This is a genomic window from Mycobacterium lentiflavum (assembly GCF_022374895.2).
Taxonomy (GTDB): domain Bacteria; phylum Actinomycetota; class Actinomycetes; order Mycobacteriales; family Mycobacteriaceae; genus Mycobacterium; species Mycobacterium lentiflavum.
Window position 1 is genome coordinate 5,464,745 of sequence record NZ_CP092423.2, and the last position, 15,946, is coordinate 5,480,690.

Sequence of the window (15,946 nt, forward strand, 5' to 3'; positions counted from 1 at the left end):
CCTGTGAACATCGAAACGGATTACCAGGGCGTCTGGATCGTGATTCCCGCCTTCAACGAAGCCACGGTCATCGGCGAGGTGGTCGCCGATGTCCGCTCCGTTTTCGACCACGTCGTCTGCGTCGACGACGGCAGCGCCGACGGCACCGGTGAGATCGCCCGGAAGGCCGGGGCTCATCTGGTGCGCCATCCGGTCAATTTGGGGCAGGGCGCGGCCATCCAGACCGGCGTCGAGTACGCCCGCCGCCAGCCCGGTGCGCGGATCTTCGCGACGTTCGACGCCGACGGGCAGCATCGCGTCAAGGATGTGTGCACGATGGTCGACCGGCTCATCGCCGAAGACGTGGACATCGTCATCGGGACGCGCTTCGGCGGGCTAAAGAGCAGCCGGCCGCCGTTAGTGAAACGGATCGTGCTGCAGACAGCGGCGCGGTTGAGCCCGCGCGGTCGCCGGCTCGGCCTGACCGACACCAACAACGGACTGCGGGTATTCAACAAGACGGTGGCCGACGGGCTGAACATCACGATGAGCGGGATGAGCCACGCCAACGAATTCATCATGCTAGTCGACGAAAACCATTGGCGCGTAGTCGAACAGCCTGTTGAGGTGCTCTACACCGACTACTCGAAGTCGAAGGGCCAGCCGCTACTCAACGGCGTCAACATCATTTTCGATGGGTTCCTGCGAGGAAGGATTCCGAGATGAACTGGATCCAGGTGCTGCTGATCGGGTCGATCATCGTGCTGTTGATCTACCTGCTGCGGTCGCGGCGCAGCTCGCGCTCGAAGGCCTGGGTCAAGGTCGGCTACATCTTCTTTGTGCTGGGCGGCATCTACGCCGTGTTGCGGCCCGACGACACCACCGTGGTCGCGCACTGGTTCGGGGTGCGCCGCGGCACCGACCTGATGCTCTACGCGCTGATCATGGCGTTCAGTTTCACCACACTGAGCACGTATATGCGGTTCAAGGACTTGGAGTTGCGCTATGCGCGCCTGGCCCGGGCCGTCGCGCTGGAGGGCGCCCAGGCGCCGGAGCCGCGCTAGCCGGTGTGAGCCTGCCGGAAGAACTCGACCGTGCGACGCACGCCTTCTTCGAGTTCGACCTGCGGACGCCAGCCCAAAACCCTTGCCGCTGAGCTGATATCGAGGCACGACCGCCGCAGATCGCCGAGGCGATCCGGATGGAAGTCCGGATCGTCCGGTCCGCCAACGGCTTTGGCGACCGCCGTGTGTAGCTTGCGGTCGGAGGTCTCAATTCCGGTGCCGATGTTGAACCGCTGCGCGCTGCCGGCCTCACCCGAGGCTTTGACGAATGCGTCCACGACGTCGTCGACGAACACGTAGTCGCGGGTCTTGCTGCCGTCCCCGAACACCTTGGTGGGCTTACCCGACAGCAGCGCCTGCGCGAAGATCGCCACCACGCCCGCCTCGCCGTGCGGGTCCTGGCGCGGGCCGTAGACGTTGGCCGGCGCGATGTGCGAGCAGTCCAGGCCGTACAGGTGCCGGAAGGTGTTCAGGTAGATCTCGCCGGCCACCTTGCCCGCGGCATACGGCGACGCCGGGTCGGTGGGCGTGGTCTCGGGCGTCGGGTACTGCGTCGGGGTGCCGTAGATGGATCCCCCCGACGAGGTGTGCACGATCTTGCGCACGCCGGTGCGGCGCGCCGCCTCGGCCAGCCGCACCGTGCCGATCACGTTGACCGAGGCGTCGAATTGCGGCTCGGCCACCGAGCGGCGCACGTCGATCTGGGCGGCCAGGTGGAAGACCACCTCGGGCCGGTGCTGGTCGAGAATCGCCTCGAGGTCGGCGGTCACGATGTCCGCCTCGATGAAGACGTGTTGGGGATTGTCGGCCAGGTGCTCGAGGTTGCGCGCCTTGCCCGACGCGAAATTGTCCAGGCTCACCACCGAGTGGCCGTCCGCCAGTAGACGGTCGACTAGCGTCGACCCGATGAATCCGGCTCCCCCGGTGACCAGTGCGCGCACCGGCCCACCATACCTAGGGGCGGCCGCGGCGGTATTGATCGTGGTCGCGCTGGTGATACGCGCGGTACTGGCCTTCGGCGGCTACTTCTACTGGGACGACCTGATCCTGATCGGGAAGGCCGGAACCGAGGGCCTGCTGTCGCCGTCGTACCTGTTCGACGACCACGACGGCCACGTAATGCCGGCGGCGTTTCTGATCGCGGGCGCGCTGACCCGGCTGGCCCCGTTGGACTGGACCGGGCCGGCGATCAGCCTGGTGGTGCTGCAGCTGCTGGCCTGGCTCGCGCTGTTGCGCGCGCTGTACGTGATCCTCGGCTGGCGTCGCGTGCTGCTGATCCCGTTGACGTTCGCGCTGTTCACCCCGTTGGGAGTGCCGGGATTCGCGTGGTGGGCGGCGGCGCTGAACTCGCTGCCGATGCTTGCGGCGCTGGCCTGGGTGTGCGCCGACGCGGTGCGGCTGGTGCACACCGGCAACCAGCGCTACGCGCTGACCGGCGTGCTGGTGTATCTGGGTGGGTTGCTGTTCTTCGAGAAGGCCGCGGTGATCCCGTTCGTCGCCTTCGCCGTGACCGTGCTGCTGTGCCACGTGCGCGGTGACAGGTCGGCGCTGCTGACGGCCTGGCGTGGCGGCCTGCGGCTGTGGGTCGCGTCGCTGATCCTGACGGTCGCCTGGGTGGCGCTCTACCTCGCGGTGGTCAATCAGCAGCGATGGAGTTCTGACCTGGCGATGACCGGGGATCTGCTGGCGCGGTCCGTCACCCACGGCATCGTGCCGGGGCTGGCCGGCGGGCCGTGGCACTGGGACCGCTGGGCACCGGCCTCTCCGTGGGCCACTCCCCCGCCGCTGGTGATGGCGCTGGGCTGGCTGGTGCTGATCGCGGTGCTGGCACTGTCGCTGGTCCGCAAGCAACGACTCGTCCCGGTGTGGCTGACCGGCGCCGGTTACGCCGTCGCCTGCCAGGTGCCGATCTATCTGATGCGCTCGTCGAAGCTCACCGCGCTGGAGCTCGCCCAAACCCTGCGCTATCTGCCGGATCTCGTCGTTGTGCTGGCGCTGCTGGCCGCGGTCGGGCTGTGCGCACCGAACCGGTCGCTGGGTGCGCGCTGGCTGGACACCTCGGCGCGACGGGCCGTGGTGACGACGGGTTTGGCCGCGCTGTTCGTGGCCAGCAGCCTGTGCTCAACGGCGACGTTCCTGACCAGTTGGCGCGACAACCCAACACAGAGCTATCTGCGCAATGCAGAATCCAGTTTAGCTGCGGCCCATACGAATTCGACCGCCCCGCTGCTAGATCAGGAGGTCGATCCGTTGATCCTGCAGCGGGTCGCCTATCCGGAGAACCTGGCCAGCCACATGTTCGCCTTACTGCGCGACAGACCGGAATTCGCCACGGCCACAACGCAATTGAGAATGTTCGACAGTGCGGGCCGACTGATCCCGGCCCGGGTCACCTGGATTCGAACCATCAAACCCGGACCGATGCCGCGGTGCGGCTATTTCGCCCAGCCGGACAGTCCGGCGCGCATGATGCTCGACGGGCCACTGCTGCCGGCCGACTGGACCGTCGAATTCAACTATCTGGCTAACAGCGACGGCTCGATGACCGTCTCGCTGCCGGAGGGTCCCGGCGTCAAGGTTCCGGTGCACCCCGGACTCAACCGGGTCTATGCCCGGGTGCCGGGCGCCGGCGACGCGATCATGGTTCGCGCCAACACCACCGCGCTGGCACTGTGCATTGCGTCGGGCCCGGTGGGCTTTTTGGCGCCGGCCTGAATTGCGCTGCACTAGCTGATCTGGATGCCGCCTGGTCCCCGAATGTCGTTGCTGCGCCCCGGGTTCCTGATTTGCGGGATACCACCTCCTGGCGCTTTCTCCCAGGTGATGTGGTTTCCGGTGCCGGTGGCCAAGATGGCGGCCACGGTTTGCAGGTTCACCGTGTTGGCGACACCGCTGACATCGACCTCGCCGCACGACCCGGTCAAGGTGATCGTCGAGTCCTCGCCCACGATCCTGATCGGCGATTGGTTGCCACACTCATAGGTCGCGAATGAGAAGCTGATGTCGATGTTGGCCGGCGACCCACTCGTCAAGGCGATATAGCTTGGGCCAGAAGCAATTCCAGAAAACACCATACCCACGATCAGCACGCGAAGCATGGTCAACCCTGTCACCGGCCACCGGCGCGGACGAGGATTTAAACCGCTGGGGTTTTAAAGGCGCCGCGCCTACGCGGCGCTGGGCCCCTGGATCGGCGTGGCCACCGGGTGCCGGTGAACCGCCGGCGCCGGGCGTAGCCGAGTCACCGGAGCCAAGTCGCCGTCGTGCTGCTCACGATGCACTTGGCGATAGCTCCAGACCGCGGCAATCACGCCCGCGATCACCAAGGCGAGAGCGAGTACGACCAGAACATCGCCGAAGGCCAGCAGCAGGATGATTCCCGCCGCGATCCACCCGGCCTCACCGATCGGGTAACGGGATTGGTTGTCGTGCAGCATGCCGGCCTCGCTCGAAATAGTGCCGCTCTTTGATCGAGCGACTGCATTACGCAACGCCGCAGCGACCCGGAGGCTGCCCCAATGAGGGCTGATGGTGACCCAACTCACGGTGGGGTGATGGAGCCGCCTGGGGTGTGTGAGTTCACGACATAGGTGACAGATGAGTCGCGTCATGGGTTACACCTGTGTCGATACCTGATGAGTCGCGTCATAGGTGACAGTCATGGTGGATGTCCAAAGCGCGTGTGGTCGTCCTTGAAGTCGTTAGTGGTCATCTGTCGGTGAGCGCGGCAGCCCGGGTCTATGGCATGTCGCGGCAACATATTTATCGGCTGGTCGGTCGCTACCAGCGGGGCGGTTTGGAAGCGGTGGATCCGCGGTCTCGACGCCCGGCCAGCAACCCTCGCGCCGTGTCTGATGAAGTGATCGCGGCGATCGTGTTACTGCGAGAAAGGCTCACCATCGAAGGCCTCGACGCCGGCCCGCTGACTCTGCAGTGGCATCTGACGCAACAGGGCTTTGCATCGCCGTCGACCTCGACCATCCGACGCATCCTGCATCACCATGGCCTGATCGTCCCGGCGCCGCGTAAACGCCCCAAAAGCTCCTATCACCGCTTTGCCGCTGAGCAGCCCAACGAATGCTGGCAATCGGATTTCACCCATTGGAGCCTGGCCGATGGCAGTGGTGTGGAAATCCTCAACTGGCTCGATGATCACTCCCGATTTCTGCTGGCGACCACCGCTTATCGGCGCGTGGGTGGCTCCGACGTCGTGGCCAGCTTCACCACCACCGCCACACACTATGGTCTGCCGGCCTCCACCTTGACCGACAACGGATCGGTTTACACCTCACGATTCACCCACGGCTACAACGACTTCGAACGCCTCCTGGCCAGCCTGGGCATCACCCAGAAAAACGGTCACCCCGGACATCCCCAAACCCAAGGCAAAATCGAACGCTTCCACCAAACCCTCAAACGCTGGCTAGCCCCTCGACCCCGGCCAGCCACCGTAGCCGCCATGCAAACCCTGCTCGACGACTTCACCGTCATCTACAACACCCAACGCACGCACCGCGCCTTACCCGCGGCCACCACTCCCGCCCAGGCCTACACCGCTCGCCCCAAAGCCAGCCCACCGCACAGTCCCACCGGACACTTCCGCATCCGCCACGACACCGTCGACCAATTCGGCAAACTCACCCTGCGCCACGGCAGCCACCTGCACCACCTGGGCATCGGCCGCACCCACGCCGGCATCGCCGTGCTCATCTTGGTGACCACCAACACCGTCACGGTCATCAGCAAAAGCCAGCACCGAGTCCTCAGCAGCCACCACATCGACCCCGCCGCAAACTACTGGCGCAACCAAAACAAAAACCCCGGCCGATGGCCGGGGAATCTGTAACCCATGACCCGACTCATCTGTCACCGATGACTCGACTCATCACAATGGAGCCGCCTGGGGGAATCGAACCCCCGACCTATTCATTACGAGTGAATCGCTCTACCGACTGAGCTAAGGCGGCGCACCCTCAAGCTGGGCGGCACGAGTCTACGGCAGCTGGGCGCGCACGCCCAAAAACCGGCCCGTTCAGTCCCGCAATTCCTGCCCGATGGTGGCCACCATCGCGTCGACGGCGAACTTGGGTTTGACGTTGACCGCCAGCGCTTCGCGGCACGCAAGCACCGCCTCGATGCAGCGCAACAGCCGATCGGGCGCGGCGTGCGCGGCCAGCGCCGCCACCCGCTCGGTCATGTCCGGATGGTTGGCTCGCACCGCACCCGCGCGGGCCGAGACCACCAGCGCGTCGCGGAAGTAAGTGGCCAGGTCGATCAGTGCTCGGTCCAGCGCGTCGCGCGAGGCCCTGGTCTGGCGGGACTTCTGCCGACGCTCGAGGTCCTTGATCGCCCCCGCGGCGCCGCGCATCACCCCGGCGGTGCCTTTACCGGTGCCCCCGGCCCCCAGCGCCGTCCGCAGCTCCTCGGTCTCGGCCTCGGCGCGGTCAGCGGTCAGTACGACGGCCTCGGTTTCGGCCGCGGCCACCAACTCTTCGGCCGCGGCGTAGGCCCGGGCCGGGGTCGCCGCATCGCGCACCAGTCCCAACGCCCGCTCCCGCCGCTCCCGGGCCTGCGAATCGGTCGCCAGCCGACGCGCCCGCCCCACGTGACCGCCACTGACCGACGCCGCCCAGTTCGCCGTGTCGGCGCTCAGGCCGTCGCTGTCGATCAGCACCTGCGCGATCGACTCGGTCGAGGGCGTCACCAGCGCGACGTGCCGGCATCTCGACCGCAGCGTGACCGCGATGTCTTCGGGATCCACCGACGGCGCGCACAGCAGGAACACCGTCGACGGCGGTGGTTCCTCGACCACCTTCAGCAGCGCGTTGGCGGCACCCTCGGTCAGCCGATCGGCGTCCTCGACCACCACGATCTGCCAGTGCCCGGTCGTCGGGCGCCGCGACGCCGTCTGCACGATCGCACGCATCTCGTCGACGCCGATGGAGAGGCCTTCGGGGATCACCCGGCGAACGTCGGCGTGGGTGCCGGCCATCGTCGTCGTGCAGGCCCGGCACTGCCCGCAGCCAGGGCCGCCGTCGTCAGGAGACGACGTGCACTGCAGCGCGGCCGCGAAGCACAACGCGGCAACCGACCGCCCCGACCCGGGCGGGCCGGTGATCAGCCACGCATGTGTCATAGTCCCGTGGTCCCCATCGCTATGACCGGGATCACGTCGGGCGGCCCTCGCGGCGCTGAGCAGCGCGGCCTCAACCGCGTCTTGGCCTACCAGCCGCGTAAACACTCCGGACATCACTGGCAACACTAGTGAGACAGACCGACGTCCACCCCCCGGCTACCGTGTCGCGATAATTCCGTGATCTTTTCGGACGTTTCGCCAGGATCCGGCGACTTGCCGAAGCGATTAAGGGTTACCGGCTAGTCCCTGCTGACCGATACGGTGGGTTGGTGGCAACACCGGGTGCTCTTCCCGGGCGAATCAGCGCGTTCGTCCGGTGGGTAGTGCGCACTCCATGGCCACTGTTCTCGCTGAGCATGCTGCAGGCCGACATCATCGGCGCGCTGTTCGTGCTCGGCTTCCTGCGCTACGGACTCCCACCCCAGGACCGTATCCAACTGCAGGATCTGCCGACGCCCAACCTGGTGATCTTCGCCAGCTCGCTGGTCATCCTGTTTTTCGTCGGCGTGGTGGTCAATCTCCGACTGCTGATGCCGGTGTTCCGCTGGCAGCGCCGCGACAACATGCTCGCCGAGTCCGACCCGGCCGACACCGAGCTGGCCCGCAGCCGCGCCCTGCGGATGCCGTACTACCGCACCCTGAGCACGGTCGTCTACTGGTGCATCGGCGGCGTGGTGTTCGTCGTCGCCAGCTGGTCGGTGGCCCGGTTCGCCGCGCCCGTCGTCACGGTCGCGACCGCGCTGGGGGCGGCGGCTACCGCGATCATCGGCTACCTGCAATCCGAACGAGTACTGCGCCCGGTGGCCGTGGCCGCCCTGCGCAGCGGGGTACCGGAGAACGTCAAGGCGCCGGGCGTCATCCTGCGCCAGATCCTGACCTGGATGCTGTCCACCGCGGTGCCGCTGCTGGCGATCGTGCTCGCCGTGGTGGCCGACAAGGTTTCGCTGCTCCACGCCGCGCCGGAGAGCCTGTTCAATCCCATCTTGTTGCTGGCTCTGACCGCGCTGGGGGTCGGGCTGATCAGCACGCTGCTGGTGGCCATGTCGATCGCCGACCCGCTGCGCCAGCTGCGCTGGGCGCTCTCGGAGGTCCAGCGCGGAAACTACAACGCGCACATGCAGATCTACGACGCCAGCGAGCTCGGCCTGCTGCAGGCCGGCTTCAACGACATGGTCCGCGACCTGTCCGAGCGGCAGCGGCTGCGGGACCTGTTCGGCCGTTACGTCGGTGAGGACGTGGCCCGCCGGGCGCTGGAACGCGGCACCGAGTTGGGCGGCCAGGAACGCGACGTCGCGGTGCTGTTCGTCGACCTGGTCGGCTCGACTCAGCTCGCCGCGACCCGGCCGCCCGCCGAGGTCGTCCACCTGCTCAACGAGTTCTTCCGGGTGGTGGTCGACACCGTCGGCCGCCATGGCGGCTTCGTCAACAAGTTCCAGGGTGACGCCGCGCTGGCCATCTTCGGCGCACCCATCGAGCACCCGGACGCCTCCGGCGGCGCGCTGGCGGCCGCCCGGGAGCTGCACGACGAACTCCTGCCCGTGATCGGCGCGGCCGAGTTCGGTGTCGGGGTGTCCTCCGGGCGGGCCATCGCCGGCCATATCGGCGCGCAGGCCCGCTTCGAGTACACGGTGATCGGCGACCCGGTCAACGAGGCAGCACGGCTGACCGAGCTGGCCAAGCTCGAGCCCGGGCACGTGCTGGCGTCGGCGATCGCGGTCAGCGGCGCGCTGGACGCCGAAGCGTTGTGCTGGGATGTCGGCGAGGTGGTCGAGCTACGCGGGCGCGCCGCGCCCACTCAGCTGGCGCGGCCGTTGAATCTAGCTGTCCCGCGGTCGGTTTCGGCCTCGCGGCATAACGCCGAAGAAGTCACCACCGAAATTATGTGATCTCCGCCGGCGCTAACTGCGCTTGGCGGCCTTTTTCGCCGGGGCCTTGCGCGTGCTTTTCTTCGCGGGCCGTTTCGCCGGACCCCGGGCCCGCCGGTCGGCCAGCAACTCGGCAGCGCGCTCGTCGGTGATCGACAACACGTCGTCGCCCTTGCGCAGGCTGGCGTTGGTCTCACCGTCGGTGACGTACGGTCCAAATCGACCGTCCTTCACCACCATTGGCTTACCCGACACCGGGTCGTTGCCCAGCTCGCGCAGCGGCGGAGCCGAAGCAGCTTGCCGACCACGGCGTTTCGGCTCGGCGTAGATCTTGAGCGCCTCGTCCAGGGTGATCGTGAACATCTGCTCTTCGGTCGCCAGCGAACGAGAATCTGTGCCGCGCTTCAGGTACGGGCCATAGCGCCCGTTCTGCGCGGTGATCTCCTCGCCCGACGCAGGGTCGACACCGACCACCCGGGGCAACGACAGCAGTTTCAGCGCGTCCTCGAGCGTGACCGTCTGCAGATCCATGGTGCGCAGCAGCGAGCCGGTGCGTGGTTTGGGGCCGGTGGGCTTCTTGCCCTTCTTCGCCGGGGCCGCGTCACCGTCCTCCGGCGGCGGTTCGGGCAGGACCTCGGTGACATACGGCCCGTAACGGCCGTCCTTGGCCAGGATTTCGTGACCGGTCTCCGGGTCCACACCCAGCGAGCGACCCTCCTGCGGCGTGGCGAAAAGCTCTTCGGCCACCTCCAGCGTCAGCTCGTCGGGAGTCAGCGAGTCGTTGAGGTTGGCACGCTGCGGCTTCGTCTCACCGTCGTCGCCGACGACCGTGCGCTCCAGGTACGGCCCGTTCTTGCCGACCCGGACGTAGACCGGGCGCCCTTCCGAATCATCAAACAGCTTGATGGAGTTGACTTCTCGAGCGTCGATTCCTTCGAGGTTGACACCGACGAGCTTCTTGAGCCCGCCGGCGCGCGCCACCGAATCCTGCACGCCGTGGTCACCGCCGAAGTAGAAGTTGTTGAGCCAGTTGGTGCGTTGCTCGCTGCCCGACGCGATCGCGTCGAGCTCGTCTTCCATCGCGGCGGTGAAGTCGTAGTCGACGAGACGGCCGAAATGCTGTTCCAGCAAACCGGTGACGGCGAACGCAACCCACGAGGGCACCAGCGCGCTGCCCTTCTTGTGCACGTAACCGCGATCCTGGATGGTCTTGATGATCGACGAATACGTCGACGGTCGGCCAATACCCAGCTCCTCGAGCGCCTTGACCAGCGAGGCCTCGGTGTAGCGCGCCGGCGGGCTGGTGGCGTGGCCGTCGGGAGTCAGCTCGAGCGCCGCCAGCCGCTGGCCTTCGGTGAGCTGGGGCAGCCGGCGCTCGGCGTCGTCGGCCTCGCCGCCGGCCAGCTCGTCCACGGTTTCCACGTAGGCCTTCAGGAAGCCGGCGAAGGTGATGGTTCGACCGCTGGCCGAAAACACCACCGGATGATCGCCTTCCGGGCCGGCCCCCTGGTTTCGCGAGGTGCCGGCGATGCGCAAACTCAGCGTGGTCCCGCGTGCGTCGGCCATCTGCGAGGCCACCGTGCGCTGCCAGATCAGCTCGTAGAGACGGAACTCGTCGCCGTCGAGCTCACGGCGCACCGCATCCGGGGTGGCGAACGTCTCGCCCGCCGGGCGAATCGCCTCGTGGGCTTCCTGGGCGTTCTTGACCTTGCGGGTGTACTGCCGCGGCGACGGGGACACGTACTCGTCGCCGTAGAGCTGACTGGCCTGGGTGCGCGCCGCGTTGATCGCCGACTGCGACAGCGTCGTCGAGTCGGTACGCATATAGGTGATGTAGCCGTTTTCGTAGAGCCGCTGCGCGATGCTCATCGTCCGCTCCGACGAGAACCGCAGCTTGCGGCCGGCCTCCTGCTGCAACGTCGACGTCATGAACGGCGCGTACGGCCGGCGGGTGTAGGGCTTCTCCTCGACCGAGGCCACCGACAGCTGCGCCCCTGTCAAACCGGTGGCCAGCTCGGTCGCCCGCGCCTCGTTGAGGACGGTCACCTCGTCGGCCTTGCGCAGTTGGCCCAGCGAGTCGAAGTCGCGTCCGGTGGCCACCCGCAGTCCGTCGACAGAGGTCAGCCGGGCGGTAAAGGTGGGCGGCTGCGCGGTGGCGTCGGAGACGCTGGCGTCCAGCTGGGCAACGATGTCCCAGTACGCCGCGCTGCGAAACGCCATCCGGTCGCGTTCGCGCTGCACGATGATGCGGGTGGCCACGGACTGCACCCGGCCGGCCGACAGCCGGGGCGCGACCTTCTTCCACAGCACCGGACTGACTTCGTAGCCGTACAACCGGTCCAGGATGCGACGGGTCTCCTGCGCGTCGACCAGGTCGATGTCGAGGTCGCGAGGGTTTTGCGCGGCCTCGAGGATGGCCGGCTCGGTGATCTCGTGGAACACCATCCGCTTGACCGGGATGCGCGGCTTCAGCGTTTCCATCAGGTGCCACGCGATGGCCTCACCCTCGCGGTCACCATCCGTGGCCAGGTAGAGCTCGTCGACGTCTTTCAAAAGGCCCTTGAGCTCGGTGACCGTGCTCTTCTTTTCCGGACTGATGATGTAGAGCGGTTCGAAGTCGGCGTCGACGTTGACCCCGAGCCTGGCCCAGGGTTCCGACTTGAATTTGGCGGGCACGTCGGCGGCGGCCCGCGGCAGGTCGCGGATGTGTCCTCGCGACGATTCGACGATGTAGGTGGAGCCCAGGTAGCCCGCGAGTTTGCGCGCTTTAGTCGGCGACTCGACGATGACAAGTCGCCGCCGGCTGCCATTGCCGCTGCTGTCGCGGCCTATTGTCGGGTCAGCCACCTGCGCTTACGCTCCATCTCTTCTCTCGGCCTCCGTTCGAGGCCGCCCTGCAGGAAGAATGACAGGCAGACGTCTGAAATTCCGCTGAAATTCAGATACGCCGGCGTTCCTTCCCTTCGGGCACCTGACAATTTCGCACCCTGAGGCGGGCCTGCGCAAACCGACTCCCCGAAAACGCCGGTCTTAGCGACGGCCATACCTTTGTGTCGGGTGCCGTCCCGGTCGCCGGCAAATCCTCGCTTCGGACGGTTTCCATATCCCGGGCCGCGCGGCTAAACCCGGGGCCACAGCGCCAACGCCTCGGCACCGTCAGGATGTTCCCCTACGTTCTCTACCAGCCGCGATAGCCTGCGGCGGCCGCTGATCCGCAAGGCCGGGCGCCCGCCGCGCGTACCGATCAGGGTGGGCGCGATCCCGACCCGCATCAACGCCGACGCCAGCGGCGAATGGGTGTCGGGAGCGTGGGGATCCAGACCGAGTTGGTAGTGCTCGCCCTCGGGCGTGCCCGCGGCGATGGTCCACGCCCGCAATTCGCGCGGGCCGGGTAGCCACCGCGGCGGCACCGTTTTGACCGCGCCACGGGTCCATTCGGCCGCGATGGCGCTCAGCGACGGGTCGATCGCCGTCCGCACCAACGGTGTGTCTTCGTCCGTGCGGCCGATCTCGGGGACCAAGCCGGCCTCGGAGATCATCTCGGCCAGCGCCGTGGCGCGCCAGAGCTGGTCCACCACGACCGACAGCCGGGCGCCACGGCCCTCTGAGGCGTCTGAGGCGCCCACCGTCACGATTTGGCCAGAGGCCGCCAGCACCCCGCACAGATCGGCGACGGCGGGCGGTACCGCCTCCGCTGTGAAGAAGGAAAGCTGGCTCACCACATCGACAGTAAGCCAGGCCGGGCGTCCCCGCTTTGAGGCATCCGGCGCGGCGGGACACGTGGCGTGTCGCCCGCTTTCGGCCAAGGGTTGCGCAGGAGTGAATAGATAGTGAAAACCCCCCGGCGGCACCCGCAAGGCGGGCTGCACGGGGGGTTTTCGTCCGAATCTGCTCGATTTAAGCGGAGCGGACTCCGGTGGCCTGGGGGCCCTTAGGGCTGTGGCCGATCTCAAACTCGACCTGCTGATTTTCTTCGAGGGTGCGGAAGCCCGAACCCTGGATCTCCGTGTAGTGGACAAAAACGTCCGCGGAACCATCTTCAGGGGCGATGAAGCCGAACCCCTTCTCCGCGTTGAACCACTTCACAGTTCCCTTCGGCATTTCTCGATCTTTCCTTTTCTTCAAGGTTCGGAGCACCGCTTTTCGGTGCTCCGGGCCCGTTGTCACCGCCATACCTCGCGGAGTCGTCGGAACTTCACCCGACCGTTAACCTCGCAGGAACCGCGGGTCGCAACGTCGATCCTGCGAAGTTTTGACACGAACACAGAAGCTACGACCGCAAACAGTCAATCATGTTCATCGCGTCGGCGACAGACTTGTGTCCCCGACTGATCCCCGGAGGGTGTGACGTGGCGAGTTTCGGCAGCGACCTGCTCGCCGTCGCGCTCGCGGGAACCCGCCCGGACGAGCATCCGCTGCGCCACGTCGCGGAGCTCCCAGCGCGCAGTGGCCGGCCCCACAGTTGGCCGCAATGGGCCGAATCCGACGTCATTGCTGCCTTTACCGAGCGCGGCATCACAGCACCGTGGTCACACCAGGCGCAGGCCGCCGAATTGGCCCACTCCGGGCGTCATGTCGTGGTCAGCACGGGCACCGCGTCGGGCAAGTCGCTGGCCTACCAGCTGCCGGTGCTCAACGCGCTGGCCACGGATCCGTTGGCCCGGGTGCTGTACCTTTCGCCGACGAAAGCCCTTGGTCACGACCAGCTGCGCGCTGCGCACGCACTGACCGCCGCGGTGCCGCGATTAGCGGATGTCGCGCCCACCGCGTACGACGGCGACAGCCCCGCCGAAGTTCGCCGGTTCGCGCGCGAGCGTTCCCGCTGGCTGTTCTCCAACCCGGACATGATCCATTTGTCCATCTTGCGCAATAACCCGCGCTGGGCCGTCTTGCTGCGCGGGCTGCGCTTCGTCGTCGTCGACGAATGTCATTACTACCGCGGTGTTTTCGGCTCGAACGTGGCAATGGTATTGCGCCGCCTGCTGCGGCTGTGTGCGCGGTATTCGCCTCGACCGGGCTGCCCGCCGACCTTCATTTTCGCCAGCGCGACGACGGATTCGCCCGGCACGACGGCGGCCGAACTCATCGGTCTGCCGGTCGAGGAGGTCACCGAAGACGGGTCACCGCAAGGCGAGCGCACCGTCGCGTTGTGGGAACCCGCGCTGCGCACCGACGTCACCGGCGAGCACGGCGCCCCAGTGCGGCGATCGGCCGGCGTCGAGGCGGCGCGGGTGATGGCCGACCTGATCGCCGAGGGCGCCCAGACCCTGACGTTCGTGCGTTCCCGGCGGGCTGCCGAACTGACCGCGCTGGGCGCCCGGGCGCGGCTGGACGAGATCGCCCCGGACCTGTCGCAGCAGGTGGCGTCATATCGGGCCGGTTATCTCGCCGAGGACCGCAGCGCGCTGGAGCGCGCACTGGCAGAAGGCCGATTGCGGGGTTTGGCCACCACCAACGCGCTGGAATTGGGTGTAGACATCGCCGGGCTGGATGCGGTGGTGCTGGCCGGTTTTCCCGGGACGGTTGCCTCGTTCTGGCAGCAGGCCGGCCGGTCGGGCCGACGCGGGCAGGGTGCCCTGGTGGTGTTGATCGCCCGGGACGATCCGCTGGACACGTATCTGGTGCACAATCCCGCAGCGCTGCTGGACAAACCGGTCGAGCGCGTGGTGATCGACCCGGCCAACCCTTATATCCTCGGGCCGCAATTGCTCTGTGCTGCAACAGAATTGCCGCTTGAAGAGGTGGAGGTTCGAGAATTCGGTGCCGAGCAGGTGGCCGAGGCGCTGGTCGACGACGGGTTGCTGCGCCGGCGCGGCGGCAAGTACTTCCCCGCGCCCGGGCTAGAACCGCATGGCGCGGTGGACATCCGGGGCTCGGCAGGCGGCCAGATCGTCATCCTGGAGGCCGACACCGGGCGACTGCTGGGCAGCACCGGCCTCGGTCAGGCTCCCGCGTCCGTGCACCCCGGCGCGGTCTATCTGCACCAGGGCGACACGTACGTCGTCGATTCGCTGGATCTTGAGGAGGCGATCGCGTTCGTGCACGCCGAGGATCCCGGTTATGCGACGTTCGCGCGCGAGATCACCGACATCAAAGTCACCGGCAGCGGCGAGCAGTCGACGTTCGGCCCGGTGACCCTGGGGGTGGTGCCGGTCCGGGTCATCCACCAGGTCGTGGGGTACCTGCGTCGGCGGTTGTCCGGGGAGGTCATCGATTTCGTCGAGCTGGACATGCCCGAACACATCCTGGACACCACCGCGGTCGTGTACACCATCACGCCGGAAGCCTTGGCAGGCAAGGGGATTGACGCAACGCGGATTCCCGGCTCATTGCACGCCGCCGAACACGCCGCGATTGGGTTGCTGCCGTTGGTGGCCAGCTGCGATCGCGGGGATATCGGCGGGATGTCCACGGCTCTCGGTCCGCTGGGGGAGCCCAGCGTGTTCGTGTATGACGGTTATCCGGGCGGGGCGGGCTTCGCCGAACGCGGCTTTCGGCAAGCGCGAACCTGGTTGAGTGCCACTGCCGCGGCCATCGAGGCGTGTGAATGCCCGATGGGCTGTCCGTCGTGCGTCCAGTCCCCCAAGTGCGGCAATGGGAATGACCCGCTGGATAAGGCGGGAGCTGTGCAAGTGCTGCGACTCGTGCTTGCGGAATTGCCGTAGCGATCGCGCTGAGCAATCCACGGACGGCGACCGACCCCTCGACGGTCGACCTCCACGGAAACTGCACACAACAACCGTCGAATGCGTTTCCTCGTTGCTAAAGAAACGCCGACGTGCTGTCTCAAAGCGCGACCAACGGCCGGAGCAGAAAACCTACCAAGGCTGTGATGGCGTTTGCAAACTTACCAGTAACTTAACGCCGTCGAAGTCGATTCGAAGCATCGCTGAACTGGTGTC

13 protein-coding genes and 1 tRNA gene are annotated in these 15,946 nt (G+C 66.9%); 6 read left to right on the forward strand and 8 right to left on the reverse strand.

What is annotated here, in order from left to right; translation table 11 throughout:
• Positions 1-3 precede the first annotated feature (3 nt).
• Together ppgS and MJO58_RS25485 are read left to right on the forward strand one after the other, a co-directional pair.
• Positions 4-705, forward strand: coding sequence for a polyprenyl-phospho-N-acetylgalactosaminyl synthase PpgS (gene ppgS, locus MJO58_RS25480; RefSeq protein WP_090607424.1), 702 nt, complete (start codon positions 4-6; stop codon positions 703-705).
• Positions 702-1,043: a DUF2304 domain-containing protein gene (locus tag MJO58_RS25485; RefSeq protein WP_239721372.1), complete on the forward strand. Its 342-nt coding sequence runs from the start codon at positions 702-704 to the stop codon at positions 1,041-1,043. The genes ppgS and MJO58_RS25485 overlap by 4 nt, the downstream gene beginning before the upstream one ends.
• Here the strand turns inward: MJO58_RS25485 and MJO58_RS25490 are convergent.
• Positions 1,040-1,984, reverse strand: coding sequence for a GDP-mannose 4,6-dehydratase (locus MJO58_RS25490; RefSeq protein WP_239721373.1), 945 nt, complete (start codon positions 1,982-1,984; stop codon positions 1,040-1,042). The two genes, MJO58_RS25485 and MJO58_RS25490, sit on opposite strands and share 4 nt — an antisense overlap.
• Here MJO58_RS25490 and MJO58_RS25495 point away from each other — a divergent pair.
• Positions 1,950-3,758: a hypothetical protein gene (locus tag MJO58_RS25495; protein ID WP_239721374.1), complete on the forward strand. Its 1,809-nt coding sequence runs from the start codon at positions 1,950-1,952 to the stop codon at positions 3,756-3,758. The genes MJO58_RS25490 and MJO58_RS25495 overlap by 35 nt on opposite strands.
• Before the next feature lie 11 nt (positions 3,759-3,769).
• Here the strand turns inward: MJO58_RS25495 and MJO58_RS25500 are convergent, their stop codons facing one another.
• The gene (locus MJO58_RS25500; RefSeq protein ID WP_239721375.1) at positions 3,770-4,132 is read right to left on the reverse strand and encodes a DUF3060 domain-containing protein; all 363 of its coding nucleotides are present in this window, start codon (positions 4,130-4,132) and stop codon (positions 3,770-3,772) included.
• Positions 4,133-4,210: 78 nt separating this feature from the next.
• Positions 4,211-4,480, reverse strand: coding sequence for a hypothetical protein (locus MJO58_RS25505; RefSeq protein ID WP_239721376.1), 270 nt, complete (start codon positions 4,478-4,480; stop codon positions 4,211-4,213).
• Between the two features lie 230 nt (positions 4,481-4,710).
• Between MJO58_RS25505 and MJO58_RS25510 the strand changes: the two genes are divergently transcribed.
• Positions 4,711-5,889, forward strand: a complete 1,179-nt coding sequence (locus MJO58_RS25510; protein WP_239721377.1) for an IS481 family transposase — start codon at positions 4,711-4,713, stop codon at positions 5,887-5,889.
• 45 nt (positions 5,890-5,934) lie between these two features.
• Here the strand turns inward: MJO58_RS25510 and MJO58_RS25515 are convergent.
• Positions 5,935-6,010, reverse strand: a tRNA-Thr gene (locus MJO58_RS25515).
• A gap of 65 nt (positions 6,011-6,075) precedes the next feature.
• The gene (locus MJO58_RS25520; RefSeq protein WP_090607441.1) at positions 6,076-7,293 is read right to left on the reverse strand and encodes a DNA polymerase III subunit delta'; all 1,218 of its coding nucleotides are present in this window, start codon (positions 7,291-7,293) and stop codon (positions 6,076-6,078) included.
• An 89-nt stretch (positions 7,294-7,382) separates the two neighbouring features.
• On the opposite strand from MJO58_RS25520, the gene MJO58_RS25525 reads away from it, so the two are divergent.
• On the forward strand, positions 7,383-9,065 hold the full coding sequence (locus tag MJO58_RS25525; RefSeq protein WP_090607443.1) for an adenylate/guanylate cyclase domain-containing protein: 1,683 nt from the start codon (positions 7,383-7,385) through the stop codon (positions 9,063-9,065).
• A gap of 12 nt (positions 9,066-9,077) precedes the next feature.
• Here the strand turns inward: MJO58_RS25525 and topA are convergent, their stop codons facing one another.
• The 3 genes from topA to cspA form a co-directional block, all read right to left on the reverse strand.
• Positions 9,078-11,891 carry a type I DNA topoisomerase gene (gene topA / locus MJO58_RS25530; RefSeq protein ID WP_090607446.1) on the reverse strand — a complete coding sequence of 938 codons (2,814 nt, stop codon included), beginning with the start codon at positions 11,889-11,891 and terminating at the stop codon, positions 9,078-9,080.
• Between the two features lie 272 nt (positions 11,892-12,163).
• The gene (locus MJO58_RS25535; protein ID WP_090609642.1) at positions 12,164-12,763 is read right to left on the reverse strand and encodes a hypothetical protein; all 600 of its coding nucleotides are present in this window, start codon (positions 12,761-12,763) and stop codon (positions 12,164-12,166) included.
• 178 nt (positions 12,764-12,941) lie between these two features.
• The gene (cspA, locus tag MJO58_RS25540) at positions 12,942-13,145 is read right to left on the reverse strand and encodes a cold shock protein CspA (RefSeq protein ID WP_090607448.1); all 204 of its coding nucleotides are present in this window, start codon (positions 13,143-13,145) and stop codon (positions 12,942-12,944) included.
• A 248-nt stretch (positions 13,146-13,393) separates the two neighbouring features.
• Between cspA and MJO58_RS25545 the strand changes: the two genes are divergently transcribed.
• Positions 13,394-15,709, forward strand: a complete 2,316-nt coding sequence (locus tag MJO58_RS25545; protein ID WP_239721378.1) for a DEAD/DEAH box helicase — start codon at positions 13,394-13,396, stop codon at positions 15,707-15,709.
• Positions 15,710-15,946 lie beyond the last annotated feature (237 nt).